Genomic DNA, 26,836 nt, shown 5'->3' with positions numbered 1-26,836 from the left:
ATTAATGAAAAATAATTACAAAGAAGTTACCAGTAAAAAAATTACAAAAGGTGTTTTCAGAAAGATAGGATTAAGCCTATTGTTCTTCGCCTTTTCGATCAATGTAATGGCGCAGTCAATGCAGAAAGTGAACTTAAATGTTAAAAATGTTGAGCTTTCAGATGCTTTAGATGCCCTACAAAAACAAGTAAAACAACATATCGTTTACAATAATGAGTATGTTAATTCATTGCCAAAAATTTCCTTAAACGTAAAAGATCAGCCGTTAGATAAGGTACTTGAGCAGCTATTCGCTAACTCAACTTTATCTTTTGTTTTGCGTGGTAATACCATAGTTGTTGCCCCTAAGCAAGAAAAAGGTAGCACTTCAAAAACAAGATTAATTGTTGGCGATGTTACCGATGAGCGCAATGAACCTTTGCAAAGAGCTGCCGTAAAGGAGCTAAATACCAACAATGGAACACTTACTAACGAGAAAGGCCACTTTGAGTTAAATGTGGCAGAAGACGCGGTTTTAGAAGTGACCTATCTTGGTATGGAATCGCAGCGTATTGCTGTTGCCGGAAAGACTTCACTTAAAATTGAAATGAAGGCAAGCAATACTGAGATTAAAGAAATCATTGTAACAGGTATTCCCTTTAACCGTAAAGCAGATAGCTTTACTGGTGCAGTTACAAAAATTTCTGCTAAAGAATTGCAAAGCGCAGGATCACTTAATATCTTTCAAAGCTTAAAGAACATCGAACCATCTTTAAACATTATCGATGATTTTGTGAACGGTTCTGATCCTAACAAATTGCCCGATATGCAAATCAGGGGCTCATCTTCCTTTCCAGACTTAAAAGGTGAGTATGCCACTAAACCTAATCAGCCTCTTTTTATTGTTGATGGTTTTGAAATGACCATTGATAAAGTAGCCGATTTACCTTTGGTTAGAATTGAATCTGTTACCATCTTGAAAGATGCTTCTGCAAAGGCTCTTTATGGTTCTAGAGCGGCAAATGGGGTAATCGTAATCGAATTGATCAAAGCCAAACCTGGAGAATTAAGAATTAGCTATAACGGAACTTTCGGTATTGAAAGTCCAGATTTAAGTAGTTATGATTTAGCGAATGCAGCCGAGAAGCTGGATTTAGAAAAGCAATTGGGCGCTTATACCAGGCCTCAACCTATTGTTGGTTTAACATACGACAGTTTATATTACGCGAATCTAAAAGAGGTTCAAAATGGTGTAAATACCGATTGGTTGGCACAACCTATTCAATTAGGTACCAGCAATAGACATGCAATTAGCTTAGATGCTGGTGATAACAACTTAAGAGCCGGACTTTCGTTCTTTACCAACAATACCCAAGGGGTAATGAAGGGAAGCGAAAGAAAGAACTTTGGAGGTGCTTTTTCTTTAACTTATCGCTTGAAAAATGTGCTATTCAGGAACCAATTTCAATTAAACAAAGTAAATGCAGTTAATTCACCATATGGTAGTTTTGGCGATTACGCTAAGTTAAATTCTTATTGGAGGCCATACAATGAAGATGGTAGCATTCGCAAATTGCTGGGTATTGGTCCTATTTTTTCGGAAAGTGTTTACAATCCAATGTATAATGCGACAATCAATACCAAAAATACTTCAACCTATACCAACTTCACCAACAATACCCATATAGAATGGAAAGCGAATGATAATATTCGTGTAATTGCAAGGGTAGGTTTAAGCAGCACAGAAAATGGTTCTGAACTATTTTACCCAGGTAGCCACACTAAATTTTTGGGCTTTACAGGTGATAACTTGTTCTTAAAAGGAACTTACGATAAGGGTAATGGTCATGCCACAATGTTGTCTGGCGATTTAAACATGAACTATTCCAAAGAATGGGGACGTCATGCTTTATATACCAATATTGGGGCTAATATGCGTGAGGATAAAACAGATAGCTATTTGTACTCGGCAATTGGTTTTCCTAACGACAGAATGGATAACATCATTTTTGCAAAACAATTTGCCGTAAATGGTAAACCTAACGGAAGCGAAGCCTTAACTAGAGAGCTAGGTACTTTGGCTGCAGTTAATTACTCATTTGATGGAAGATATTTTGCAGATCTTTCTCTTCGTTACAGCACTTCATCCCAGTTTGGTGCTAATAATCGCTGGGGAGCTTTTTGGTCGGCAGGTGCTGGATGGAATATCCATAAAGAACAGTTCTTGAGCGACAATAAAGTGATCAACCTCTTAAAATTAAGAGGTTCAGTAGGAAATACAGGTTCCCAGAATTTCAATGCTTATCAAGCAATGTTATTGTACAATTACTTTGTAGACAACTCCTATCAAGGCATGTTAGGTACTTTTTTAAATGGCTTAGCTAACAATGATTTAAAATGGCAACAGCGTATGGATTACAACATCGGATTGGATGTGGAGCTTTTAAAGCGCTTAAGTTTCCGTGTTGATGTTTACAAAGGCACGACTAATAACTTATTAACAGATATTACAACGCCTCCATCATTAGGATTCGCTACTTACAAAGCCAATTTAGGGCAGATCGTAAATAAAGGGATTGAATTTAGAGTGAACTATAAAATGTTGATGAATAGTGAGCATAGACAGTCCCTAAATTTATTTGCTACTGGAGCAGCTAATACCAATAAGATTGTTAAAATCTCTAATTCACTACAAAGTTTAACCAATGCACAAGATCAACTTTCTAGAACTAGCAATAAACCATTGGTGAGATTCGAAGAAGGTCAATCATTGGATGCTATTTGGGCAGTTCGTTCAAATGGTATTGATCCGGCTACTGGAAAAGAAATCTTCGTGAAGAGAGATGGATCGGTAACTGATACTTGGGACGCTACCGATAAAGTAGTAGTAGGGGTAAATCAGCCTAAATTATTAGGAACCATTGGTGCTAATTTCGATTACAAAGGATTTAGTGTGGGCATCATTGGTCGCTACAGAATTGGTGGTCAAATTTATAATCAAACCTTGGTCGATAAAGTAGAGAACGCATTGTTAAACTACAACGTTGATAAACGCGCTTATTATGATAGTTGGAAAAAGCCTGGCGACAATGTGCTGTTTAAAAACATTGGAACCTCAAACGCCATTACCCTAGCAACTTCTCGATTTGTACAAAACTTAAGCGAACTAAACATTTCATCAGTTAATGTTGGATACGATTTCTATCGTTTTGCATTCATTAAAAAAGCAGGCTTACAGAGTTTGAATGTAATGCTTAACCTAAATGATGTTTATCAGTTTAGTACAGTACGTGTAGAACGTGGTACAAGTTATCCATTTGCCCGTTATAGTACCTTAACGTTAAATGCCAACTTCTAATAATTCAATTTTTACTAACCTAAAAGAATTTGAAATGAGAAATAGAATATATGCAAGCTTATTGACGTTGATCGTCATTGTTTCTTGTGCTTCTTGTAAAAAATGGCTTGATGTACAACCCAGTACAAAAATAAAATCAGACGTATTATTTGAAACCGAACAAGGTTATAAAGATGCGCTATTGGGTTGTTATGCAATCATGAAAACCGAACAGCTTTATGGGCGCGAGTTAACTTTCGGCTTCATGGATGCGGCTGCCGCACAATATGACTTGTTTAATAATGCGACATACCGAGATTTGTCGACCTTTAATTTTACCTATAAAACCACATTATTACGCCCTAAGGTAGATAATATATGGAGCTCAATGTATAATGTAATTGCCAATGCGAATAATATTCTAGATCATATAGATCAGGATAAAGCACTTTTTACAGGTACCAACTATCAGGTTATTAAAGGCGAAGCACTAGCTATCAGGGCTTATGTCCATCTCGACTTGATGCGTCTTTTTGCATCAACAGATTTAACCAAAGTTGCCATCCCTTACATGAGATCGTTAACTACCGAAGTTAACCCACGTTTAACAGGAAATGAGGTGATGAAACTGCTCTTGCAGGATTTGCAAGATGCGGCGACCAATCTTAGTATCGATCCAATTAAAAATGGGACGAAACGCTCAACAAGTGAGTTTATGAACAATCGTCACCAACGTTTAAACTACTTTGCGGTAAAAGGTCTTGCTGCAAGAGCCTATTTATGGCAAGGTGATAAAGTAAATGCTTTGGCAAATGCGATGGAAGTTATGAGTAGTGGGAACCAGATTTTTCCTTGGATCCAAACTTCGAACATTGCTGCTAGTTTAGAAAAGGATAGAGATTATACTTTCTCTACTGAAAATCTTTTTTCGCTAAATGTATTTGATTTAAAAGCGATTGGTAATACATGGGTTTTCGCCGCACTTCCGGCAAATCAATTGCAGAAAAGTAGTTTTGCTTATAATACCATGTTTCAAACAACAGTAGCTGGTGTAGGTGCTAATGATATCCGTTACTTATATACCACAAAAGCGCTTGGAACTAACTTTATTGTCAATAAATTTTATCAACCTGATAATTACAACCCAGCATATGCTACGATGATTCCATTATTGCGTAGGTCTGAAATGAACTATATCGCAGCTGAATGCAATATTGGGGTGAATAATCAAGCAGCAATTGATCTGCTGAACGAAGTAAGAACTAACAGAGGGATTGTTACTCCTTTAGCAAATACCTTAACGGAAGTGCAAATTCAGGCAGAGATTTTAATCGAGTTTAGGAAAGAGTTCCAAGGTGAGGGGCAATTATTTGCTTATTGCAAAAGGACCAAAGCAGCTAGATTTCCAAATAACAGTACAAACTTAACAGATACACAATTGATACTTCCTTTACCGGATGTAGAAATTGAATTTGGAAGATAATTAGGAGTTAAATTTTTAAAAAAAATATTCACATGAAAGCAATAGTTAAAGTATGCGCATTAGCCCTTACATTCGGCTTTCTTTTTAGCGCTTGTTCTAAAAAAGATATCCAAATCTACGAGAACGACCCTAGGTTGTTTTTCCAAATCCCAGGCACTGGAAGCGTAGCCTTACGTGATTCTGTTATTTACTCTTTTCCTGCTAACCCAAAGGTTACAACAACAGATACCCTTTGGTTCAATGCTTGCATTATGGGAAATGCAGCTCCTGTAGATCGTATAGTCGGAATTAAGGTAAATACCGAAAACTCAACCGCTATTGAGGGAGTAAACTTTAAAATAGTAAGCAAAATATTGCCTGCTAACGCATTTAAGGTGCGGATACCAGTGGTGGTTTATAGAACAGGGTTAAAAGATAAATCAGTTCGTTTACAGTTAGAAGTACAGGAAAACAACGATTTCAAAATCGGATATAACCGGTATAATAAGGCAATTTTTATTTGGGGCGATAAGTTCTTAAAGCCTGATATCTGGGATACATCCAATTACAGAAATGCCTTTGGTACGTTCACCGAAACCCGATATGCTTTTATCCTTAAGGCTTGTAACATTACTGAACTACCCGACCCAATGAACCTAGTACAGCTTGGTTATTACAACGCCGTAGTTAGAAAAGCATTGAACGATTATAACAATACCCCGGGGAACACCCAGCTAACTGACGAAATGGGAGTTGTAGGGTTTCCTGTGTACACCGGAATTGGTGGTGCAGGGTAGTTTGTTATTTAAACTTAATTAAACAGAGATGAGAACATATAATAAATTTTTACTAGCCTTAATCGCCACGGTGCTTTTTTTGACTAGCTGTGCCAAAGATGAAGGCAATTATACCTACGATCATTTAACGACTAATTTTGTTGACGCTACCTCTATAAACGCAACATTTGTAGTGAGCCAAAATGATGTAGTAAATATCAATCCAACGATTGTAGCGGGCGTTTCAGCCGAGAAGTTAAGCTATGAATGGCGCCTTGTTCAAGTTAGTTTTGTACCTAATCCAGCTACAGGTACTTTCGTAAATAAGGTTTTAGGTACCACTAAAAACCTTTCATTCAAGGTGGTAGACCTACCAGCAGATTATACATTGGTGCTATATGTAAAGGATAATGCCAACGGTGGGATTACGCAAATGATCAAAAAGTCGATGACTATTAAATCTTATGCTTCACCAGGATGGATGGTGTTACATGGAAATACAACGAGCAGTGATATCAGCATTGTTGTAAATGGTAAAATAAGTAGCATAATTACCAATGGTGCCGATTATGTTCAGGCCAATGTGTTTTCAGAAACCAATGGTGCCAAAATGGCTGCTGAAGGTGCTGGGGTTTCTTATCAACCGAACGGATCGGTAGGGATTTTCGCTAAGACCAATTTAGGAGGCTATCGTTTAAATGGAAATGATCTTCGCATCATGGATAATTATAACACCATGTTTTTAGATCCAATGCCAGTAGCTGAGACTAAATTTCAAGGATATGATCGTTGGAGTTATAACGAGTTATTGATCAATAATGGTGATCTGTATTTTAATCCTAATCCATCAGCGAACATCTGGAATAAAATTGGCCTTAAATGTTTTGGAAATGGAATCAATTATGTGGCATCTCCCTATATGGCAACCATTTTTAACTTTGCCTATTATGGCGTGATCTATGACACCGCTAATAGAAGATTCTTGTATATCAATTTCAATAGAGAGATTAAAGAATTTTTACCGGCAGGAGCTACGGCGGCATTCGACCTTAAAAACACTGGTAAAGAAATGGTCTATGCAGAACATGGATTTGATTCCCGTTGGTTCTGCGTCATGCAATCGCCTAACGATCCGACAACTAGAGAATTGTTCCAATGTAAGTTCGATAAAACAGACAATGGAAATATCGGTGTTGCGCGTGTAAATATCAGCGCTGCCACCGAATTAAATAATGCAAAATATTTTGCATTCGGGAACAAAGCCAACGTAATGTATTATGCGAATGATACACAGATTTATCAGAACGATTATGCGGGAGGTAAATTATCAACCAAGCTGCTAGATATTGCATCTTCTTATCCTGGAAATGTAATTACCTGCATGAAGTTGTTAAAAACAGCGCCGGGTGTTGCACCTGCTCCAGTTGGGGATGGTAAGCTTTTGTATGTAGCGCTATACAATCCCGCTACACAGGCAGGAACTCTTTTGCAAATTGATGTAAATGAGATAAGTGGCGCTTTTGGTACGATCAAACCTTACACAGGATTCGGTAAAATTTCTTCAATGGCCTATAAAGCTATGTAATACTAAATTATTGGCGGGTGCTGAACCCGCCAGTAGTTATACTAAAACTTCAATAGAATGAATATGAAAAACATTAAAGCAGCCTTTTTAACCATAGGCCTAGCCCTCTTACAATTAACAAGTTTGGCAGCAGGTGGAAAGGATTGTACAGTAAGCGGAAAAATTAAGGGAATCGATAAAGAATCGAAAATTGTCGTTTTGCGCAGGGTAGGAGAACATCATTTAGATACCATCGCCCAATCATCAATTAAAGCAACTGGGGATTTCTCATTTGTAATTCCAGCAAACCTATGCGATGAATTATATGATTTGCGAATTGACGGGGTCAGAGGCGCACTTAGTTTTATTGCCGAAAAAGGCAAGGTAGAGATTGCGGCTGATAAGAACAAGATGTATTATGCGGTGCTGGGAGGAACTCCTACAAATGTGCAGTGGTACAATTATCAAAAGGCATCATTAGCCATCACTATGAAAGGCAATGATTTAAGGATGAGTGGGGCGTCAGCAAAACTTACCCAAGAAGAGAAAGTTGCTTTTTTTAAAAATCTAGATAAAGAGCGCAAAAATTATATTGATTCTTTAATCAAGAACTATCCGAATTCTGTGCTTTCTCTCTACTTAGCTAAAGAACCATTACCGATGTTGAAACACACGGAGATTGATTCATTGTTAGCGATGTTTAAGCCATATTTTGCCAAACATCGTTACTATATTGAGATGAAAACCCGCGCAGATATCTTGCGTAGGATCGCTCCAGGCGCTATAGCTCCTGACTTTATGGTAATGCAACCTGATGGTAAAGCTAAAATTACGCTTTCGGCTTTTCGCGGTAAATATGTAATGCTTGATTTTTGGGCATCATGGTGTATTCCTTGTCGCGCAGAAAACGTGCATACTAAAGAATTATATGAAAAATATAGTCCGCTAGGTTTACAAGTTATCTCTTTCTCTTTAGACTCTGATCAGGCAGCGTGGAATGAAGCTATCAAAAAGGATGGTTTAATTTGGAATAATGCGTCTGATCTTGTTGGTGGTGTAAACTCTCCTGTAGCCAAAAAATATGGTATCAATGGCATCCCTGCAATCTGGATTATCGATCCTGTTGGAAAGGTTATTGCCGAAGGCATAAGAGGGGAAAAGCTAGCCGACTTATTGGAATCAATATTTGTTAAAACAAAAACTAAGTAGGCCGAGATGATCAAAAGTAAAGAGCAAGAATTAACGAGCAAGGAGCAAGGATTACGGATAGCAAAATCGCCTTCAAAGTTAGGGTGGTTTTTGCTTAGCCTTATGTTCTTTGCTTTAATGGGTAATGTTCGTGCCGATGAAGGGATGTGGTTATTGTCTTTATTAAAAAAGAACAATGCCGAGCAGATGAAGGCTTTGGGATTAAAAATACCTATAGAAAAAATAGTAAGCGAGGATGGAGCTTTGAGCGAATCGGTAGTTGGCTTTGGTATGTCGGCTACTGCCTCTATTATTTCTGGCACAGGCTTAGTGCTTACCAATTACCACTGTGCCTATAGTGCAATTCAGCAGTATGTTACTCCTACAAATGATATCTTTCAAAATGGCTTTTGGGCCGCTACCATGACCCAGGAGCTTCCTGTTCATGATTTGATCATAACGGTTAATAAGAAGATATTAGATATATCTGATGAGGTAAGGGCGGAAATGCAAGCTAAAAATGCGCGCCAAGCAATTGATGCAGTTACGCGAAAATACCAGCAAAAATACCCATCCAATAAGGTGCTTCTTAAATCGTATAAGAATAACACGATGTTCGTGATGTTCCTGCAATTGCAATATAAGGATGTGCGCCTAGTAGGGGTAGCTCCAAAAAACGTAACAAAGTTTGGTGGTGAAACTGATAATTTTATGTGGCCGAGGTATAGTGCCGATTTTGCTTACTTTAGGATCTATACTGATAAAAATGGTGCACCAGCTGCTTATGCAAAAACAAATATACCATTGGTTACTAAAAACTATTTGCATATCTCGACGGCAGGCTATCAGAAAAATGATTTTGCAATGTCGATGGGCTATCCAGGAATGTCAGATCGTAATGCTACTTCTTATAAGATTTCAGAAAAGACGCAGGCGCTTAATCCTCCTCTAATTGCCGTTCGTAAGCTTCGTCAAGCTATTTGGTTGGAAGAGATGGATAAAAGTCCATTGCTTAAACAACTCTATGCTGAACAATATGCAACCTCAGCTAACTATTACAAGAACGCGATAGGGATGAATTTGTGGATTGATAAGCTAAAAATTGTTTCTAATAAAGAAAAAGAGGAACACCAATGGCAAGATTGGATCTCCAAAGATCAAAGCAAGCAAGCGATGTATGGTAATGCATTACAAGATTTACGGAAATTAATTGAGGAGAATTCGCCTTATCAAAGAGCTTTAACGTATTATACTGAAGGGTTTGCAACACCGGGTGTCTTAAATTTTATAGTTGGTTTTGGAAAGTCATTTCAAGACTATACAGCTAACATAAAAATTCGTCACTCGCTACAAAAAGATTTAACTAGCACAGCTAAAAGCCATTATATGAACTTTCATATAGATGTAGATAAGCGAATTACTAAAGCGATCCTTAAACTTTTAATAGATAGCTTGCCGACAAATTTACAACCAGCCTATTTTACAGTAAAAAATCTTCATTCAGCAGCTTCCATTGATCAATATATAGATGAGATCTATCATCAGTCTGTTTTTGGAGATTCGAACAAATTGCAGGCATGGTTAAATAATCCAGTTATTGCCATAAACAATGATCCTTTGATGCAGCTTGGAGAAGCTATTGAAGCTAAACGTAGAGAAGTATTTAGTACCTGTTCGTCAAATTCAAATAAAGCCTATCGATATAGCGCTGCTTATACAAACAGTTTGGCTGATTATAAGGCGAATGCCTATTATCCTGATGCGGATAGAACCTTAAGGCTCTCTTACGGGACAATCTCAGATCTTCATTTAGATGGAAAAACAATTCCTTATCAAACCACCTTTGGCGGCTTAATTGCCACTGCCAAAAACTCCACTAATAAGGATTATTTCTTACATAGAAAGCTGGAAGAGATGTGGCAAACTAAAGACTTTGGTAAATACGGGATGAATGGCGATATGCCTGTTTGCTTTGTTACCAATGGTGATGTAACCGGTGGTAACTCTGGAAGTCCGATGTTGGATGCTTACGGAAAGATAACTGGCCTGGTATTCGATTGTAACTGGGAATCGATGACAAGGGAGTTTAACTTCGAAAAGGACTTGCACAAAGTTATTTGTGTTGACATTCGTTATATGTTGTTGATTACTGAAAAGTTCTCGACTACAAAGAGAATAATGGAAGAAATTGAAAAAGCTAATTAAACACAAAGCAATGAATTATATAATTAAACCATTCGTCTTATTTGTTTGCGGACTACTATTAACTTTTCAGGCTTTTGCCGCCGATGGCATAAAAACGATCATAAAGGGCTCTGTTAAAGGTTTGGGCGTGAAGAGCCTATATCTATACAATCGTGACGCAAGTCACACTGTAAGAAGCTCAGCAGTAATAAAAGCAGATGGCTTGTTTCAATTAGCTGTTGGAATTGCTAAACCAGGTTTTTATTTCATTACGAGTGATGTAGAGAACCAGGTTTCCTGGCATTTTTACCTTAGTCCAGGCGATCAGCTAACGGTTAAAATAGTGAACAACCAGTTGGTATTAGGTGGTAATGGAAGTAGTTTGAATACTTTCCTGTTCGATCTTCATCAAAAGTATCCTTATGAAGCCGATTTAGCCTTAGCCTACAGCAATCGCGTAACAGCGTTAAAAGCATCAACCAATACAGGGGTAATTCGTTATAAAGCTTTACTGCTGGGCAATGAGCAAGGCGAATATCTTGATAAGGTATTTGGTCCGCTTATCGAATCAAAGGCGCATGGCAATGCAATTATAAAGGCCGATATAAGCGATTTAAACGTTTCTTTAGTACCCGAGCTTATCGTTTATCCAAATTGGTGGCAAACAGTCACAGAGCTGATGTATGCCAAAATGAAGGCTGGTCAGTTGAAAGTGCGCAACATGTATACCTGGGTGGCAGATTTTGGAAACGCCATAGAGAACCCAAAGCTTAAAGAAGCGTTTATGTTGGAGCTGCTTGATAATTCGGCCATTATGGGCGATTTTCGATCAATTGAGCACGAAATGAAAGCAGTAATTCCCTTGCTTAAAGATCCTAAAAGTATAGCTCAGGTAAATCTGTTAAAGGCGAAGATTAAGCGGAATATGGGAATATTTAGGTATGCTCCAGCAGGAACCGATATGAGCGCCTATACTTTTAGCGACGTAAATGGCAAGCAAGTATCCATTGCCGATTATAAAGGTAAGCTCATTTACCTGGACATCTGGAATACGGCTTGTATGCCCTGTATTGCCGAAATGCCTTACCTCAATAAATTAGAGCAGGAAATGACTGGAAAAGAGGTAGTATTTCTCTCTGTTTCTTGTGACAATAAAATTGAGCTGTGGAAGAGTTTTCTTCAAAAAAGAAATATTACCAATGAGCATCATTTAATCATCAATGGGAATAAAGATACTTTCTTTGATAAAATTGGCAAATCGGGCATACCACGTTTTGTAATATTAGACAAGGAAGGCAAAGTGCTTGATAATAATTGTTGTAAACGTCCTTCTAATCCATTACTTCAAATTTACCTTAACGAATTACTTAATAATCCTAAATAAATGAAGAGCTACTATACATGCCTTATGATATTACTAGGCACATTATTTACCGCACAAGCACAATTAACAGAAATTAATGGAGTGTCTAAGAAGAGTAAGCCAACTAATGTAAGACTTTTTAAAGTGGCTTATGGGCGTATTGAAGAGATCGCAAACGCTACGCCTACTACTAACGGTGCATTTAACTTCAAATTTAAGCCTGATTACAAAGGATATTATCTAGTTGGTTTTGGGGATGCCAATACTGGCTCTCAAGACAAATTTAAGTTATATGTAAAGGGAAATGATAAAATCAACCTTGTGTTAACGGATTCTAGCTATGTACTGAACGGAGTTAATAACAAAGAAAATCAAGTATTAGCTCAATGGTATAATTTTACTTATAAGTTAGAGCGAAAAACAGTCTATTTTAATAGGGGACGAAGAGGTTTCGATGATTTTTTTCCGATGTTAGCTAATGTAACTGATAAAGCTCAAAATTGGTGCTTAGGAAAAGAAACAGGTAATGCTGATTTTGATGAACTAATGCGAAATACGGTTAATTACGATCCAGCCTATTTTGCCCTAACACTACTCTTGTATCCTACGGCTTCTAAGCCAAATGAAGAAAACTATACAGATTATGTTAAGAATTTTAATGCTGATCAGTTTCTTAAAAACGAAGACTTGTATAAGTTCCCCTATGGAGCTAACATGATCCAGAATTTAGTTGCGTTTAAGAATAAAGGTTTAAATTATAGTTTTGACCAAAATATCTTATCCATCCCAAACGATAAATTAAAGGGCGAATTTGCTTTAAATTATGCCGGGATTGCTAAATCGTATACCAAATACAAAGAAACCGTAGATAATTATGGTAAATATTTTCTAACGGACGACCAGAAAATGCGAGCCGACGTAATAGCAGCAAAAATGAATATTTATAAACCAGGTGCTCCAGCCATCAATTTTACCTACCCAGATATCACAGGTAAGGAGGTTTCCTTGACAGATTTTAAAGGTAAAGTGGTATTTGTAGATGTTTGGGCAACATGGTGCGGTCCTTGCATCAAAGAAATCCCTTCTTTGAAAGCTTTGGAAAAGGAATTTCATGGTAAGGATATTGTTTTTATGAGTGTTTCGGTTGACTTAGATGCTGATAAGGGCAAATGGGAAAAATTTGTGGCTAACGAGCAATTAGGAGGCATCCAATTGATGGCTAGCGGCTGGTCTAAAATTGCAAAAGACTACAAAATTAGCGGTATCCCGAGATTTATGTTATTCGACAAGAATGGAAACATTATCGATGTAGATTCACCTCGTCCAAGTGATCCAAAGCTAAAAGATATGCTAAATGAATGGGTAAATAAACCCTAAAATTACAGAGCTCCCTAAAACCTAAATTAGGGAGCTTGTTTTGGTCATATGTGTATTAAAGAATATGAAATTTAAGAGGCAACTAAACTATGGTTAAAGTCGCTCATTCGATGTACAGTTGATCCCATTTGGCAACTACCATATGATCCCTTGTATTCTTTAGGAGTTTTACCAGTAACCTTCTTAAAAATTCTGGTGAAATAGAAAGGATCATCATAGCCAACTTCTCCGGCAATTTCCTTCACAATAAGGTTGCTATTCGTAAGTAATTCGCTTGCACGCTGAATTTTTATCCTGATAAAATATTCAATCGGCGATAAGCCAGTTTTTTGTTTAAAAAGCACTGAATAGTGCGACGGTGAATATCTAAAGGTTTCAGCAATTTCGTCAACACATAAGCGCTTATGAACATTTGCTTTCATAAAGGTAATCGATTGGTCTAGTTGATCTTCTTTTCCTGGTCCGCCTTGAGTTGTATTTTGAGCTGGATTAGGAAACAAGAAGAACGAGATAAAACGGTATAGGCAAAGATTAGCATAGGCAATGTTTTCGTCTGTAAGTCCTTTTAACAAGCTTGAGAAAATTTCTTGCCAACAATCAACCAGCTGACCATCGAAATTGATGTCGGTAGGAGAGCTGAACTTCTTTAAATCAAAAGTTTTATTTAGTTCAGTGATCATATTGCCGTTAAAATGAACACTGAATACTTTCCAGGTATGGTCTAAATCACTCTGGTATTGGTAGGTGTTATTTGGCGATAGTAATATAAATTGGTTTGCTTTTAATTGAAAATTGTCCTTTTGAGTGGTACATTCTCCAGTTCCCGATAGGCAATAAATCAATACATAATCAGTAGTATGGTTAGCTTTTTTCGCCAGCGATTGGCTAACATGGGTAAGATAAATAAGATTCTTAAAAGGTAAGTTCTTAACCTTGTTTTGTATCTCCTCAGGAATACTAATCTGATTGTTTAAACTCTTGTCTTTGTTTAAAAATAAGTTCATATCTATTTGGTCTGATTTGGTGTCAATTGATAATCCAAATATCAGGATAGAAAAAAAGGAACGAGAAAAAAAGACCACTACAAAACCATTACAAAATGCGTTATTTGAGCACTATGCACCACTACATTACCCTAATAACGTTGAAAAAATTATTGCAATTCAGAAAATTGAGAATAGGCTGTAGGTCATCAGTCTAATTTAATTGGGAAAGAAAGGTTACCAAGTTATAATCTAAACCGGTCAAGTTTAACTTTTTACGTAAGCGCGTTCTGGCAATTTCGATTGATTTAACGTTCTGATGGGTGATGGCAGAAATTTCTTTAGTGGTCATGTTCAGCTTCAAGAAAGCGCATAGTTTCCGTTCGCTAGGACTAAGGTTGGGAAACCTTTGGTTCAGGATATCATAAAAATCTTCATGGATCTGTTGGAACCGAAATTCAAATTCTTTTAAAAGATCCGGCCTCAAGTTAGACTGAAGATCTGTAACCACTCTTTGCATCGCGGGTTTTGCATCTCCGTCAACATTTTGTTTGATCTTCAAGAGCTTATCTGAAATATGATCAATCAACTCATTTTTCTGAATAAGGTGTAAAATGTTTACCGTAAGCTCCTTGTTTTTTAATTCAATCCCTTTTTCTAAATTATCTTTCTCTAATTTCAAATGTGCCTGTTCCAGTAACGAGTTTCTTATTTTGTTTCTTTGTAAATAAAACAATAAACTCACAATAATCAACGAGAGTGTAAGACCGATCCCCAGCAACAGATATCTGAGCTCCTTTTCTCTTTGTTTTGCTTGTTCTTCATTACGTCTTCGATCAAACTCGAATTGCATCTCTAATTGCGTTATCTTATTAGAGCGTTCTGCGTTGAACAAGGTGTCGCTCACTTGTTTGTTTAAAACAAGGGTTTCAAAGGCCATCTTGTAATTGCCTAACTGTTGATATAATTTAAATAGGTGGTCTGACGCTCTGCGCACAGTTAGCAGATCGCCAGTGCGTTGACCAAGTTTCACGGCTTCATTTAAATACCTTTCCGCAGTCTTGTAATCTTTCAAGTCAAAATAGAACCCACCTAAAGCGTCGTATGATATCGCCATTCCTGCTTCGTCATTGTTATTTTTTCGGATGGACAGCGCCTCTAAATAGTATTTAAGCGCCTCTTTGTTTTTATTTTGTCTGTGAAATAAACGACCTTGGTTGGTTAATATATGTGGCAGAATAGACTCGCTTGTTACCTCTTTAGCCATCTTCATTGCTTCAACATAGAAGATATTTGCTTTGTCAAACTCCTTCATCTCCTCGTGAATGATACCGAGATTATTTAAAAGACTTTGTTTAAGGGCTTTTTCGCGTATAATTTCCTGTTTGGTTGTCGATGAAAAGGTAAGTGCTTTGTTGTAATATTTGACTGCATTTTTATAATCTCTCTGGTAATAATTGATAATACCAATTCCATTATAGGCAGTTAAGAGATCATTGGGATTTGATGCCTTATTTCTAATAACTTCCTGATAAAGGTCTAACGACCGAGGATAATTCCCAAGTTTTAGATAAGCGATAGCAAGATTAATCGTCGATTTAATAATGAGGCTATCTATCTGAATTTCATTTGCCAAATGTTTAGCTTTTTCGACATAGGTCAAGGCCGATTTAGCATCAGATTTCCCGGTTAACCTCGAAAGCGAGAGCATAGTGCGTATTTTTTCTTCAGGAATCTCCGTTTTAGTTAAGTGAGTTTTTAGGCTATCTATCCTTTGCTTATCAGATTGCGCATAAGCAAAATGAAAAACTGATAAGAGCGCAATTAAAATAAGATATGTTTTTCGCCGGTCAATCATTCTTTTATAGTGCTCAAATATAAGCTTCGCTTTTCACTTTTTGTTGTTCTTTAAGATGACAAACTAAATTGTCGATTTTATTGTCATATGATTCTTTTTTTTGCGGGTGTATAAAACAATTCGCTTTATTATTCCGTTAGTATCATTACACATAATCTAACCGACATGGTCGAGACCCTTACAGATAGTTTAGAACCTATCGTAGATACGAATATAAAGCCCTTAATGAACGTTAAAATTAGCAATGTTTTGGGGTCCTGTATTGAAGCAGCTGACAAGCCAAACCGTATAAATATAAATATCAATGGCGTAAAGCCAGAGAATCTATTAAGTCACATTGATATTCTGACCGCAATAGAATATTATGGAATTACAGAATTCCTGGATACCATAGGAGAAGATAAAATTAGGGCTTATTTGGACTCTGATAAATAAATGCTTGAAATCCATTAATTTATGTTACCTTTGTGCTTTAATATTTAAAATATAGTATAATGCAACAAGGAACAGTAAAATTTTTCAATGAGACAAAAGGTTTTGGATTTATCGTACCAGCTAATGGTGATGCTGAAATTTTTGTACACGTATCAGGCCTGATCGATCAAATTCGTGAGAACGATCAAGTAAGCTATGATATCGAGCAAGGCAAAAAAGGCCTAAACGCAGTTAATGTTAAGATAGACTAAGAAATTATCCTTCATAAATTGAAAAGCATTCGTCCAGTGGGCGGATGTTTTTTTTTTGCGCTAATAAACCAGCGCTAAATACTTTCCATGGTGACTTACGCATTGCGGCTCCGTACTTCTATAATCGAAAAGTGTGTCTGGATAGGTATATATTTTTACCTTGATTTCAGTGAGGCTCGCCATAGAAAGCGCTGCAATTGTATGGATGTAATTGGCTGATATAAAGCTTTCCGTATAAAATAAATGGTCGGCCACTTTCACTTTGCCGTTAACCTTATGAGCATCTGGCTGAAGGTCGAAGCATTGTAAAGAGCATGGAGCATAGTTCCTTATACCAGTTTGGCGCGAATAAATTTTGTAGGCAGCCTCTTTCATACTCCATAACAACCACACCGTTTCATTTTGATCTTTCGAAGCGATGAGGATTTTTTGTTCTGCCAAGGTGTAAATCTTATCCAAGTAACCCTTTCGTTGCCAATTACTATCGCTCGCTGCCTGGTTAAGATCTACCAGATCATTGCCGGTCATTTTTCAGACAACTTTGTAATAATTATATCAATAGATGCCTTAACAGTTAGCATTTTCTCCATCGATTCATTATCGATTGTGATGTTAAATTCTTCTTCCACATCCAAAATAATATCAACCAAATTTGCCGAATTGATATATAAATCTTGGATAAAGTCTGCATCCTCTGTTAGCTCCTCTAGTTTTTCCTTAACCTGGGCAGGTGCATATGTTTTAATAATAGGCTTTAATCGGTCTATGATTTCTTTTCTATCCATTATTTATATTTTTTTAAGAGGATGCAAGCATTTACATCACCAAAACCGAAGCTTGCTTTTACTAATATATCTATTTCTTTTGAGATTGCTTTTTTAGGTATTTTCTCTTCATCTATAAGGTTTGTAATTTCAGGATGAAGGTCGTCTATATTAAGGTTGGGAAATAGGAAACTATTTTTTATTTGTAATACTGCAGCCACACATTCTATGCTTCCGGCGGCGCTTAGACAGTGTCCCACCATGCTTTTTAGAGAATTGATATAGGGAAAATCTTTACCGCTTCGCTGCAGCGCTTCGGTCCAGTTTTTAATTTCAGTTGCATCCATCATCGTAGCGGTTAAATGTCCATTAATCGTGTCTATCTCCGCGGCATGAACCTTCGCATTCGCTAAAGCTTTGGTAATACATTTTTGTACAGCTACAGCATTCGGAGCAGTCATGGTACCGCTCCCTCTTTGGCCACCAGAATTTAAATTCCCCCCTAAGATTTCAGCATATATCTTCGCACCTCGCGCAAGGGCATGCGTTAAAGATTCTACTACAAACGCGCCTGCGCCACTTCCAGGAACAAAACCACTCGCCGTTGCACTCATGGGCCTTGATCCCTGTTCCGGACTATCATTATGTTTATAAGTGCAGACCTTCATGGCATCAAAACCACCCCAAATATATGGGCCGCTATCTGTTGTAGAGCCGGCGAGCATAATCTCCGCCTCACCCGCTTTAACACGCTCATAGGCAAGTAGGAGGCTCTCTGTGCCAGTGCAGCATGCTGATGAGTTGGTAGTAACCTGATTACCCAATCCCAGTTTACCAGATAAATAAGCGCTTACACCGCTGTTCATCGTTTGTACAACTGCAGTACTTCCTAATCTTTTAACCTGGAGCTCATCAATTTTATAAATAGCTTCTCTAAAACGTTCTACACCAGAAGATCCAGTGCCGAATACAGTTCCATAATCCCAAAGAGGATCTTCGGCTTTATTAATCGATAGGCCTGCATCCTGCCAAGCATCTACTCCAGCAATTATTCCATATAAAATCCCGCTGCTATTGAAATTTTTTAATTGTAAAGGCGTAAAGTAATTTCCTATAAGTTCTTCAGTAAGGAAGGGCTTTCCCGAAAGCTGACAAGAAAACGCCAGATCGGCTAATTGCTGGTCGAATTTAATTCCGGAAACTCCATTTCGAATGGCATTCTCGAAAGCTTTAAGTCCAACACCGTTTGGTGCAACCACCCCCATGCCTGTGATGACCACCCTGTTTTGCATCGATTTTAGCTTTTTATGATTTTTCCCGAGATTGTACCAGCGCAAACAATTTCTTGTTTGCTATTTTGCATTTTAACAGCGCATTTTAATTTATTGAATCTAAAATATACTTTTTCAGAGCTAACCGTAACCTTTTCTCCCGGAAGCACCGGTTTTAAAAAATCTACTGCAGCGGATGTCATTACAAATTGACCCCTGTTCGGTGGTTCATTTCTTAGTAAGTAAATTCCAAGGCAAACTACACCGATTTGCGCCATAGTTTCAGTAAGTATTACGCCTGGTGTAACAGGTATGTCTTTGAAATGCCCTTTATAGAAATCTAACGTTGATTTAAAGGTAAAAGTTCCAATAGCGCTAACCTCGTCTACATGTTGAAGTTCATCGACAAAAAGAAAAGGAGGAAGATAAGGTAAGCTGCTTTGTATTTCTTTAAGGTCCATAAACTCCATCTGTTGGTATACGGATAACGAATATATACGCTACTCCACTTACATTCAAAGTTATCAAATTTCTTAAGATATACGAAAGTTAAAGGCAAATGGAATTATGCGTTTTAAAGACGGAAAATCGGGTATGTTTTCCCCAAGAAGGGTATTTATTGCCGATTTTGGGGAATTTGATGCTCAATATTATTTGTTATAACATCAATTGCCAAAATTTAATAGTATCTTGTTACTAATTAAATATCCATTCTCCATTGAGAAATTGGGTTTGTGGACTGACGATTAAGTACATATCTCGTTCAAGTTAAAACTTGGCTTTTAATTTGAATTATATAAAGTAGTTACATAAATGACTCCCGTGGGTAAAAGTAAAATAATGATAATTGATGACAATCCAATTGATCAGTTGATCACGGAACATGTGCTGAGATTAAATGATAAAAGTCGCGATATTATTGTGATGAACAGTGCAAATGAAGCATTGGCCTACCTGCTGTTAAATGTTAACGCCCCGGAGGCATTGCCGTACAGGATATTTCTTGATTTGGATATGCCTGTAATGAATGGATTTGATTTCTTGCAACACTTTAAAGAATGTGTTGACGAAATTAAAGATGGATGTAGCATCGTGGTAGTTACTGCCTCTGAAAGAAGGGAAGATTTAGAAAGAATAAAATTAAATCCCTTTGTACTTAAATTGATTGCCAAGCCATTACAGAGGCATTCATTAGTTTTATAATTGTTTACAAATTACGCTCTCATAATCTCCAACCCTTAACGTGTTGACAACCTTCAAAGTTTGTCAAAGTGTTAAGGGTTTTTCTTCGACGGCCTTTTTCAAATACCGCTCGGTAAAAATAAATTGTATATTGCAACCGTTTTCATTAACAAACTTTCCATAATAAACACACATATTTCGATGAAAAAGATTACATTATTTCTATTATTAATAAGTCTGGCCATGAATTTAAAAGCACAGACTGCTTCGGAAAACAAATTGCTAGCTGCCGTGGAAAAATTAAGGCTTGGAATGATCAGTGGAAATAGAGCTGATCTGGAAAGTATCACTAGTAAAGATTTAAGCTACGGACATTCTTCTGGAAAAATCGAGGATTATACAGCATTTGTGGAAACATTTGCAAGTGGAAAATCCGATTTTGTAACAGCAGATTTTAATAAGCAGACCGTAAAAATCGCTGGGAAGACCGCATTGGTTCGCCACCAGCTAGATGCTAAAACAAATGACGGCGGCAAACCAGGAGAAGTTCATCTAGGGATATTATTAGTTTGGCATAAGGAAGGTAAAGACTGGAAATTATTTGGGCGACAAGCCTATAAATTACCTTAATTGGTTTATGCTATGCTATCTCACATACAAATCGGTTGCCAATATCTTTTTTTCGAATTCTTCTACTGGATATTTAGCTTCGATAAGTTGTAACAACATTTCAGTTGCCAATTGGCCAATATCATAAGCGGGCTGCCTAACAGAAGTTAATGATGGGTTAAAAAGATCCAGTACATCCGAGTTGCTAAATCCGGCAATTGCTATTTCTTCCGGAACAGCTATGCTCAATTTTTTAAAAACACTTAAACACCCGGTACTCAGGCGGTCTCCAGCAACAAAAATTGCATCTGGCTTTTCTTTAAGCGACATTAATTCTTTGATAGCGGTTTCGGTTTCTTCAGGCAGCATCCCTCCATGAAGACAATGCTTAATGTAGGAGGAACTCACCTCCATATTATGGTCCCTCAAAGCAGCCTCATAACCAGACAGTCTTTCTATACTGATTGATAAATGCTTTGAACTCGTTAGATGGGCAATTCTTTGATATCCTTGTTTAATTAAATACTCAGTTGCCTGATAAGCCCCTTTTTCATTGTTCGCAATTACCTTATGGGTGTCGATTTCGTCGGCTACACGATCAAAAAATACAATTGGTAAACCGCGTTCGTGCAATGAGGAAAGATGTGATATGTCAGTTGTTTCTGAAGACAACGAAACTAAAAGCCCATCTACAGACCTTGAAGCCAAATGCTGAACGTTAATTACTTCACGATCGTAAGATTCATGCGTTTGGGAAATGATAACATGATAGCCTCTATCGTATGCAATCGATTCAATCCCGTTAATTGCCTGTGAAAAGTAACTATTAGCCACTTCGCTTACCACCACGCCAATAGATTTACTTCTACGCTCTTTTAAACTTAAGGCAATAGGGTTGGGCTGGTAATTAATCTCTTTAGCATAAGCTAAAACAATTTTTTTAGTCGCTGCACTAATTTCGTGCGTATCTCTCAATGCTCTTGAAACGGTGGAAGTTGATAGCCCTAAGGCCTTGGCGATATCTTTTATGGTTACGGGCTCAAACATGATTTAACGATAGTTTTTTTTCACAAATTTAAAGATAACTTTTTAAGTTGAATTTTGGCAACGTTGTCGGGAACGATTGCACAAATTTAGTGTCCTGTACTATCATGCTTTATAAAAAAAACAATGTAGACTTGTTAAGGGAAGGCCTTAAAAGCTAACCAGTATAACCAAATTATAACCTTAAGTATGAAAAAAGTTTTACTATTATGTAGTATGCTCGCCCTCTTTTTCGGACTGGCGAACGCACAACAAACAAAACAGGTCTCAGGGAAAATTACAGATAAAGCAACCAAGCAAGCTATTCCTGGCGCATCTGTAACTGTAAAAGGAACAACTATCATTGTAAGTACCGACGAAAATGGAGCGTATAAAATTAACGTCCCGCTTTCAGGAACGCCCGTTTTACAAGCAAAGTACCTTGGCTATAAAATGCAGGAAGTTACTGTTGGCACTTCTTCAACAATCAATTTTGCCTTGGAAGATGACGTAGCTTCATTAGACGAAGTTGTGATCAATATCGGTTATGGCACGGTCCGCAAAAAAGATCTAACAGGAGCCGTATCTTCTGTTGGTGCTGATGTAATCGCCGCTGCGCCCGTATCTTCTGCACTAGAGGCCATTCAAGGTCGGGTTGCAGGTATCAGTATCGCCACAACCGAGGGTTCTCCTAATGCTGAAATGACAGTGAGAGTGCGGGGAGGTGGTTCTATTACAGGAGATAATACGCCTTTATATATTGTAGATGGGTTTCCTGTAAACACAATTGCGGACATCGCTCCGCAGGATATCGAATCAATCGATATCTTAAAAGATGGCTCTTCGTCAGCAATTTATGGCGCGAGAGGAGCCAATGGCGTAGTTTTAATTACCACTAAAAACTCCAAAGATGGCAGAACATCGGTGAGCTATAACGCTTTTACAGGAACCCGTCAATTGGCAAATAAATTGGACGTTTTAACGCCACTTGATTATGTTACCTGGCAATATGAAAGATCACTTTTAGATAAATCTCCTCTTGATTATACCCAGTATTTTGGCAACTTTCAGGATATAGACCTTTACGCCAATGTACCGTTCAATGATTGGCAAGAGATCGTATTTGGCCGAACCGGAACTACTTTTAATCAGAATATAAGTATTAGTGGTGGAGGCGAAAAAACAAAGTATAGCCTCAGTCATAGTTTCGTTAAAGACAAAGCAATTATGCAATTATCTAATTTTGAAAGACAGAACGTTAACTTCAAATTAAATCATAAACTTTATAAAGGTCTGACGCTAGATTTTGGCTTGCGCTATGCGGATACTAAAACGAAAGGCGGTGGCGCTAATGAGCAAAATGAAATTTCATCTGCCGATTCACGTTTGAAGTATGCGATGTTGTTCCCGTCATTTCCAGTACCTGGCTTAACAACTACTACAGAAACTGATGATGAGTTTAACCTATATAGCCCATTAATCGCCATTTCTGATAACGACCAGTATATTCGCCGCAAAACATACAATATCAATGGAGCAATTTCTTATGATATTATCGATAATTTAAAGCTACGCGCGGAAATGGGCTATGATGGGTTTAGAAATGATCAAGATCGTTTTTATGGAAATACCACCTACTATGTAAGAAATGTTCCAGCGGCAGAAAATCAAAATCTTCCTGCTGTTATATTCGCAAACACAAATAGAAATAGCTTCAGAAATACAAACACTATAAACTATAATTTTAGTAAAATTATAAGCAATAAGCACAATTTAAATGCCTTAATTGGTCAAGAATTTATTAAAACAGAACAAGGCGTATTAACGACAGTTGTACATGGTTTTCCTAAATCTTTTGGCTTTGAACAAGCTAGCGTACTTTCTACGCAAGGAAAAGCCAATTCCATTGATAACAGCCTTTTTCCTGATGATAAGTTAATGTCATTTTTTGGAAGGGTTAACTATGATTATGAGGGTAAGTACTTGCTGAGCGCCACATTTAGGGCAGATGGATCGTCCAAGTTCTCAGAAGGAAATCGTTGGGGATATTTCCCATCGGTATCTGGTGCTTGGAGAGTTTCACAAGAAGGATTTATGGCCAATACCAAATCTTGGTTAGTTGATTTAAAGATCAGGGCTAGTTATGGTACTGCTGGGAATAACAATATTCCAGCCGGACAAATGGCGCAGACCTTCCAAAACTCAGTAACTACATGGGTAAATGGTTTCAATAATTTTTGGGCAGCTTCAAAAACAATGGCTAATCCAGATCTGAAATGGGAAACTGCAGTTACCCGAAACATAGGGGTAGATTTTGCATTGCTAGGTTCAAAACTTACGGGTACAGTTGATGCCTATTTAAACCAAACAAAAGATCTATTAATTCAGTTTCCAGTTGCTGGAACAGGATACGATTTCCAGTATCGTAACCTCGGGAAAACTCAAAATAAAGGTTTAGAACTTTCTCTAAACTGGAACGCAGTGAAAAAAAACAATTTCGAATTATCTATAGGAGGAAATATCAACTTCAACAGAAACAAAGTACTGTCGCTCGGAACTGTTAAAAACATCAACGGTCAATCTGGCTGGGCTTCAACCGAAATTGGCGTCGACTACCTAGTAGAAGAAGGGGCTTCGATTGGCAGAATCTATGGGTACAAAAATGCTGGCAGGTACGAGGTCTCTGATTTTACAGGATATAATGCAGCCACAGGTAATTGGACATTAAAATCAGGTGTGGTTGATGGAACATCTTTCACAGGAACTATTCGTCCGGGTTCAATGAAATTACAAGACCTTTCGGGTGATGGAAAGATAGATTTATCTGATCGAACAGTGATTGGAAACGCTAATCCATTAAATACCGGAGGGTTTACAATAAACTCAAGAGTATATAATTTCGATATTGGTGCCTATTTCAATTGGAGTTATGGAAATGATATCTACAACGCTAATAAAGTTGAGTACACCTCCACTAGTAAATACAGCTCTAGAAATATGATTTCCCAAATGGCAAGCGGAAATCGCTGGACAAACCTTCGTGCAGATGGCACCATTAGCAACGACCCAGCTGAATTGTCGGCCATGAACGCAAATACCACACTTTGGTCGCCTTACATGAAAACGTTTGTATTAAGCGATTGGGCAGTAGAAGACGGTTCTTTCTTGAGATTATCTACAATCACATTAGGTTATACTTTGCCAAAAAGCATCTCAGACAAGATAAAAATGAAAAAAATGAGAGTTTACGCATCTGGTTATAATTTATGGTTGCTAACCGATTATACCGGATTCGACCCAGAAGTTTCAACACGTCGTAGAACCAACCTAACTCCGGGAGTAGACTACTCGGCTTATCCGAAAAGCAAATCATTTGTTTTTGGTCTAAATGTTAATTTTTAAGAACACTATTTAATTATAGAAATATGAAAAAGATTATTTATATCGTATTCATCCTGATCGGTGTAGCTGTGATAAGTAGCTGTAAAAACGCATTGGATGCGCCAACTAAATCATCCCTTGACGAATCTGTTATTTTTTCTACACCTGGTCTGGCAGAAGGCGCCATAGCAGGTATCATTCAATCATTTGGAGAAACCAACTCTTATAGAGGCCGTTTCTTAGTTTTTTATGGGGTAAACACTGACACAGAAGTGAGTAATGGCCTAAAAAATACAACGGACGACAAATCCAGACTTTCTAACTATGATACCAATGTAAACAATGGTCAGATGAACACAGATAATAATGTGTGGGCTAAACTTTATGAAGGTATTGAAAGAGCTAATCTAGCTATTAAAGGGATAAGGACCTATGGGAAGATAGAAAGTAGTCCGCAAATGGCGCAACTGCTAGGTGAAATATTAACCCTAAGAGCCGTTTTGTATAATGATTTATTAAAAGGTTGGGGCGATGTGCCTGCTAGATTTGAACCCATTACCACCGCAACAACCTATTTACCGAGAGATGACAGAGATGTTGTTTATAAACAACTTTTAAAGGATTTAGATGAAGCTGCAGGTTATTTGCCCTGGCCAAATGAAACGGCCAATACTAGTAAAGTTGAACGTGTAAGCAAAGCTTTTGCAAAAGGGATGCGAGCAAGAATCGCTTTAGCAGCTGGAGGCTACGGACAACGTTTAGATGGAACAATACGCTTAAGTACAGATGCAGAACTTTCTCGCGACAAAATGTATGCAATTGCTAAAAAAGAATGCTTAGAGATCATCGATAGTAAGAAATTGCGATTGCTGGGTTTTGAGGAGGTATTCAGGAAATTAAATGAAGAAGGCGGTGCGGCAGGATTAGAGTCGATGTGGGAAATTCCATTTAGCGAAGGCCGCGGTAGGGTGATATTTGATTTGGGTGTTAGACATTTAAAAACAGACCAATACACCGGGCAGAATAAAGGGGGTACAAATGGCGTAAATCCAATCATGTTGTATGAATATGATAAAGATGATGTTCGCCGGGCGGTAACAGTAGTTCCTTATGAGTGGGATGGTGGTGATGGAACAAAAGGGGCGATTCAGGTTCCATCTAGCCTCGGACGCCTGTATTTCGGAAAATATCGTTATGAATGGATGAAACGTAGAGTAACATCTACCAATGATGATGGTTTAAACTGGTTATATATGCGTTATGCCGACGTCATACTAATGGCTGCAGAAGCCATCAACGAATTGGATGGACCAGGAGCAGCGGCACCCTATTTAAGAATGATCCGCGAACGCGCATTTCCAAATAATGCTGCGAAAGTGAATACTTTTATGGCAACTGCTTCCACCTCTAAGCAAACATTCTTTAATGCCATTGTAGATGAAAGAGCATTGGAGTTTACGGGCGAAATGTTAAGGAAGTCTGATCTGATCCGCTGGAATTTATTAGGTGCAAAATTAGCTGAAGCGAAAGTTAAGTTGCAGCAATTAGAAGCAAGAGAAGGAAAATATGCTGCGCTCCCTGCCAAAATATACTATAAAACAGCTGCGAATGGCGAAAGCGTTGAAATCTATGGGCTAAACTTTGGTGATACCGACGCACAAGGTGTTGCACTAGGCTACCCTTCAAATAAAAACTGGACAATGTCTGCAGCCAATGACGCAACTGCGTATTGGAATGCATTATATGTAAAAGATCCAAACAAGCAGCAATATTGGCCAATCTGGCAGATCTTTTTAGATTCTTCTAATGGAATGTTAAACAACAAGAACTTAAATTTATAATTAAGAGG

The 26,836-nt window shown here is 37.7% G+C and carries 21 protein-coding genes; 14 read left to right on the top strand and 7 right to left on the bottom strand.

Annotation, left to right across the window (positions count from 1 at the left end; translation table 11 throughout):
- The first annotated feature begins 4 nt into the window (after window positions 1–4).
- From BM207_RS17020 to BM207_RS16985, 8 genes are read left to right on the top strand one after another with little or no spacing between them, the layout of a single operon-like run.
- Window positions 5–3,337, top strand: a complete 3,333-nt coding sequence (locus tag BM207_RS17020) for a SusC/RagA family TonB-linked outer membrane protein (RefSeq protein ID WP_090997229.1) — start codon at window positions 5–7, stop codon at window positions 3,335–3,337.
- A 34-nt stretch (window positions 3,338–3,371) separates the two neighbouring features.
- Window positions 3,372–4,799, top strand: a complete 1,428-nt coding sequence (locus tag BM207_RS17015) for a RagB/SusD family nutrient uptake outer membrane protein (RefSeq protein WP_177217160.1) — start codon at window positions 3,372–3,374, stop codon at window positions 4,797–4,799.
- Window positions 4,800–4,831: 32 nt separating this feature from the next.
- On the top strand, window positions 4,832–5,575 hold the full coding sequence (locus BM207_RS17010) for a DUF4843 domain-containing protein (RefSeq protein ID WP_090997224.1): 744 nt from the start codon (window positions 4,832–4,834) through the stop codon (window positions 5,573–5,575).
- A gap of 28 nt (window positions 5,576–5,603) precedes the next feature.
- Window positions 5,604–7,139, top strand: coding sequence for a PKD-like family lipoprotein (locus BM207_RS17005; RefSeq protein WP_090997221.1), 1,536 nt, complete (start codon window positions 5,604–5,606; stop codon window positions 7,137–7,139).
- Window positions 7,140–7,196: 57 nt separating this feature from the next.
- Window positions 7,197–8,327 carry a TlpA disulfide reductase family protein gene (locus BM207_RS17000; RefSeq protein WP_090997218.1) on the top strand — a complete coding sequence of 377 codons (1,131 nt, stop codon included), beginning with the start codon at window positions 7,197–7,199 and terminating at the stop codon, window positions 8,325–8,327.
- Between the two features lie 6 nt (window positions 8,328–8,333).
- Complete coding sequence (locus tag BM207_RS16995; protein WP_090997216.1) at window positions 8,334–10,511, top strand: S46 family peptidase; 2,178 nt, start codon at window positions 8,334–8,336, stop codon at window positions 10,509–10,511.
- A 10-nt stretch (window positions 10,512–10,521) separates the two neighbouring features.
- On the top strand, window positions 10,522–11,874 hold the full coding sequence (locus BM207_RS16990; RefSeq protein ID WP_090997213.1) for a TlpA disulfide reductase family protein: 1,353 nt from the start codon (window positions 10,522–10,524) through the stop codon (window positions 11,872–11,874).
- A 24-nt stretch (window positions 11,875–11,898) separates the two neighbouring features.
- On the top strand, window positions 11,899–13,230 hold the full coding sequence (locus tag BM207_RS16985; RefSeq protein WP_177217158.1) for a TlpA family protein disulfide reductase: 1,332 nt from the start codon (window positions 11,899–11,901) through the stop codon (window positions 13,228–13,230).
- A gap of 71 nt (window positions 13,231–13,301) precedes the next feature.
- Here the strand turns inward: BM207_RS16985 and BM207_RS16980 are convergent, their stop codons facing one another.
- Window positions 13,302–14,234, bottom strand: a complete 933-nt coding sequence (locus tag BM207_RS16980; protein WP_090997207.1) for an AraC family transcriptional regulator — start codon at window positions 14,232–14,234, stop codon at window positions 13,302–13,304.
- Between the two features lie 193 nt (window positions 14,235–14,427).
- Entirely contained in the window at window positions 14,428–16,071 is a 1,644-nt protein-coding gene (locus BM207_RS16970; protein ID WP_090997201.1) for a tetratricopeptide repeat protein, read from the bottom strand.
- Window positions 16,072–16,236: 165 nt separating this feature from the next.
- On the opposite strand from BM207_RS16970, the gene BM207_RS16965 reads away from it, so the two are divergent.
- Both BM207_RS16965 and BM207_RS16960 read left to right on the top strand, forming a co-directional pair.
- Window positions 16,237–16,506 (top strand): hypothetical protein, encoded by a 270-nt coding sequence (locus BM207_RS16965; protein ID WP_090997198.1) that lies wholly within the window; start codon window positions 16,237–16,239, stop codon window positions 16,504–16,506.
- A 59-nt stretch (window positions 16,507–16,565) separates the two neighbouring features.
- Window positions 16,566–16,757: a cold-shock protein gene (locus tag BM207_RS16960; RefSeq protein ID WP_090997195.1), complete on the top strand. Its 192-nt coding sequence runs from the start codon at window positions 16,566–16,568 to the stop codon at window positions 16,755–16,757.
- A 60-nt stretch (window positions 16,758–16,817) separates the two neighbouring features.
- Here BM207_RS16960 and BM207_RS16955 read toward each other — a convergent pair whose 3' ends face one another.
- From BM207_RS16955 to BM207_RS16940, 4 genes are read right to left on the bottom strand one after another with little or no spacing between them, the layout of a single operon-like run.
- Window positions 16,818–17,285, bottom strand: a complete 468-nt coding sequence (locus BM207_RS16955) for a 4'-phosphopantetheinyl transferase family protein (RefSeq protein WP_090997192.1) — start codon at window positions 17,283–17,285, stop codon at window positions 16,818–16,820.
- Complete coding sequence (locus BM207_RS16950) at window positions 17,282–17,542, bottom strand: phosphopantetheine-binding protein (protein WP_090997189.1); 261 nt, start codon at window positions 17,540–17,542, stop codon at window positions 17,282–17,284. The genes BM207_RS16955 and BM207_RS16950 overlap by 4 nt, the downstream gene beginning before the upstream one ends.
- On the bottom strand, window positions 17,542–18,813 hold the full coding sequence (locus BM207_RS16945; protein WP_090997184.1) for a beta-ketoacyl-[acyl-carrier-protein] synthase family protein: 1,272 nt from the start codon (window positions 18,811–18,813) through the stop codon (window positions 17,542–17,544). Before BM207_RS16945 ends, BM207_RS16950 begins: the two co-directional genes overlap by 1 nt.
- A gap of 5 nt (window positions 18,814–18,818) precedes the next feature.
- Window positions 18,819–19,253 (bottom strand): 3-hydroxyacyl-ACP dehydratase FabZ family protein, encoded by a 435-nt coding sequence (locus BM207_RS16940; RefSeq protein ID WP_090997405.1) that lies wholly within the window; start codon window positions 19,251–19,253, stop codon window positions 18,819–18,821.
- Window positions 19,254–19,632: 379 nt separating this feature from the next.
- Between BM207_RS16940 and BM207_RS16935 the strand changes: the two genes are divergently transcribed.
- Both BM207_RS16935 and BM207_RS16930 read left to right on the top strand, forming a co-directional pair.
- Window positions 19,633–19,995: a response regulator gene (locus BM207_RS16935; RefSeq protein ID WP_177217157.1), complete on the top strand. Its 363-nt coding sequence runs from the start codon at window positions 19,633–19,635 to the stop codon at window positions 19,993–19,995.
- A gap of 180 nt (window positions 19,996–20,175) precedes the next feature.
- Entirely contained in the window at window positions 20,176–20,604 is a 429-nt protein-coding gene (locus BM207_RS16930) for a nuclear transport factor 2 family protein (RefSeq protein ID WP_090997178.1), read from the top strand.
- A gap of 15 nt (window positions 20,605–20,619) precedes the next feature.
- Here the strand turns inward: BM207_RS16930 and BM207_RS16925 are convergent, their stop codons facing one another.
- On the bottom strand, window positions 20,620–21,630 hold the full coding sequence (locus BM207_RS16925; protein WP_090997175.1) for a LacI family DNA-binding transcriptional regulator: 1,011 nt from the start codon (window positions 21,628–21,630) through the stop codon (window positions 20,620–20,622).
- 186 nt (window positions 21,631–21,816) lie between these two features.
- On the opposite strand from BM207_RS16925, the gene BM207_RS16920 reads away from it, so the two are divergent.
- Both BM207_RS16920 and BM207_RS16915 read left to right on the top strand, forming a co-directional pair.
- Window positions 21,817–25,008 carry a SusC/RagA family TonB-linked outer membrane protein gene (locus BM207_RS16920; protein ID WP_090997172.1) on the top strand — a complete coding sequence of 1,064 codons (3,192 nt, stop codon included), beginning with the start codon at window positions 21,817–21,819 and terminating at the stop codon, window positions 25,006–25,008.
- 23 nt (window positions 25,009–25,031) lie between these two features.
- Window positions 25,032–26,828, top strand: coding sequence for a RagB/SusD family nutrient uptake outer membrane protein (locus tag BM207_RS16915; RefSeq protein WP_090997169.1), 1,797 nt, complete (start codon window positions 25,032–25,034; stop codon window positions 26,826–26,828).
- Window positions 26,829–26,836: the final 8 nt, after the last annotated feature.

The sequence above is a fragment of the Pedobacter insulae genome, assembly GCF_900113525.1.
In the GTDB taxonomy this organism is placed as follows: domain Bacteria; phylum Bacteroidota; class Bacteroidia; order Sphingobacteriales; family Sphingobacteriaceae; genus Pedobacter; species Pedobacter insulae.
This window is presented reverse-complemented; position numbering and strand designations above follow the sequence as displayed.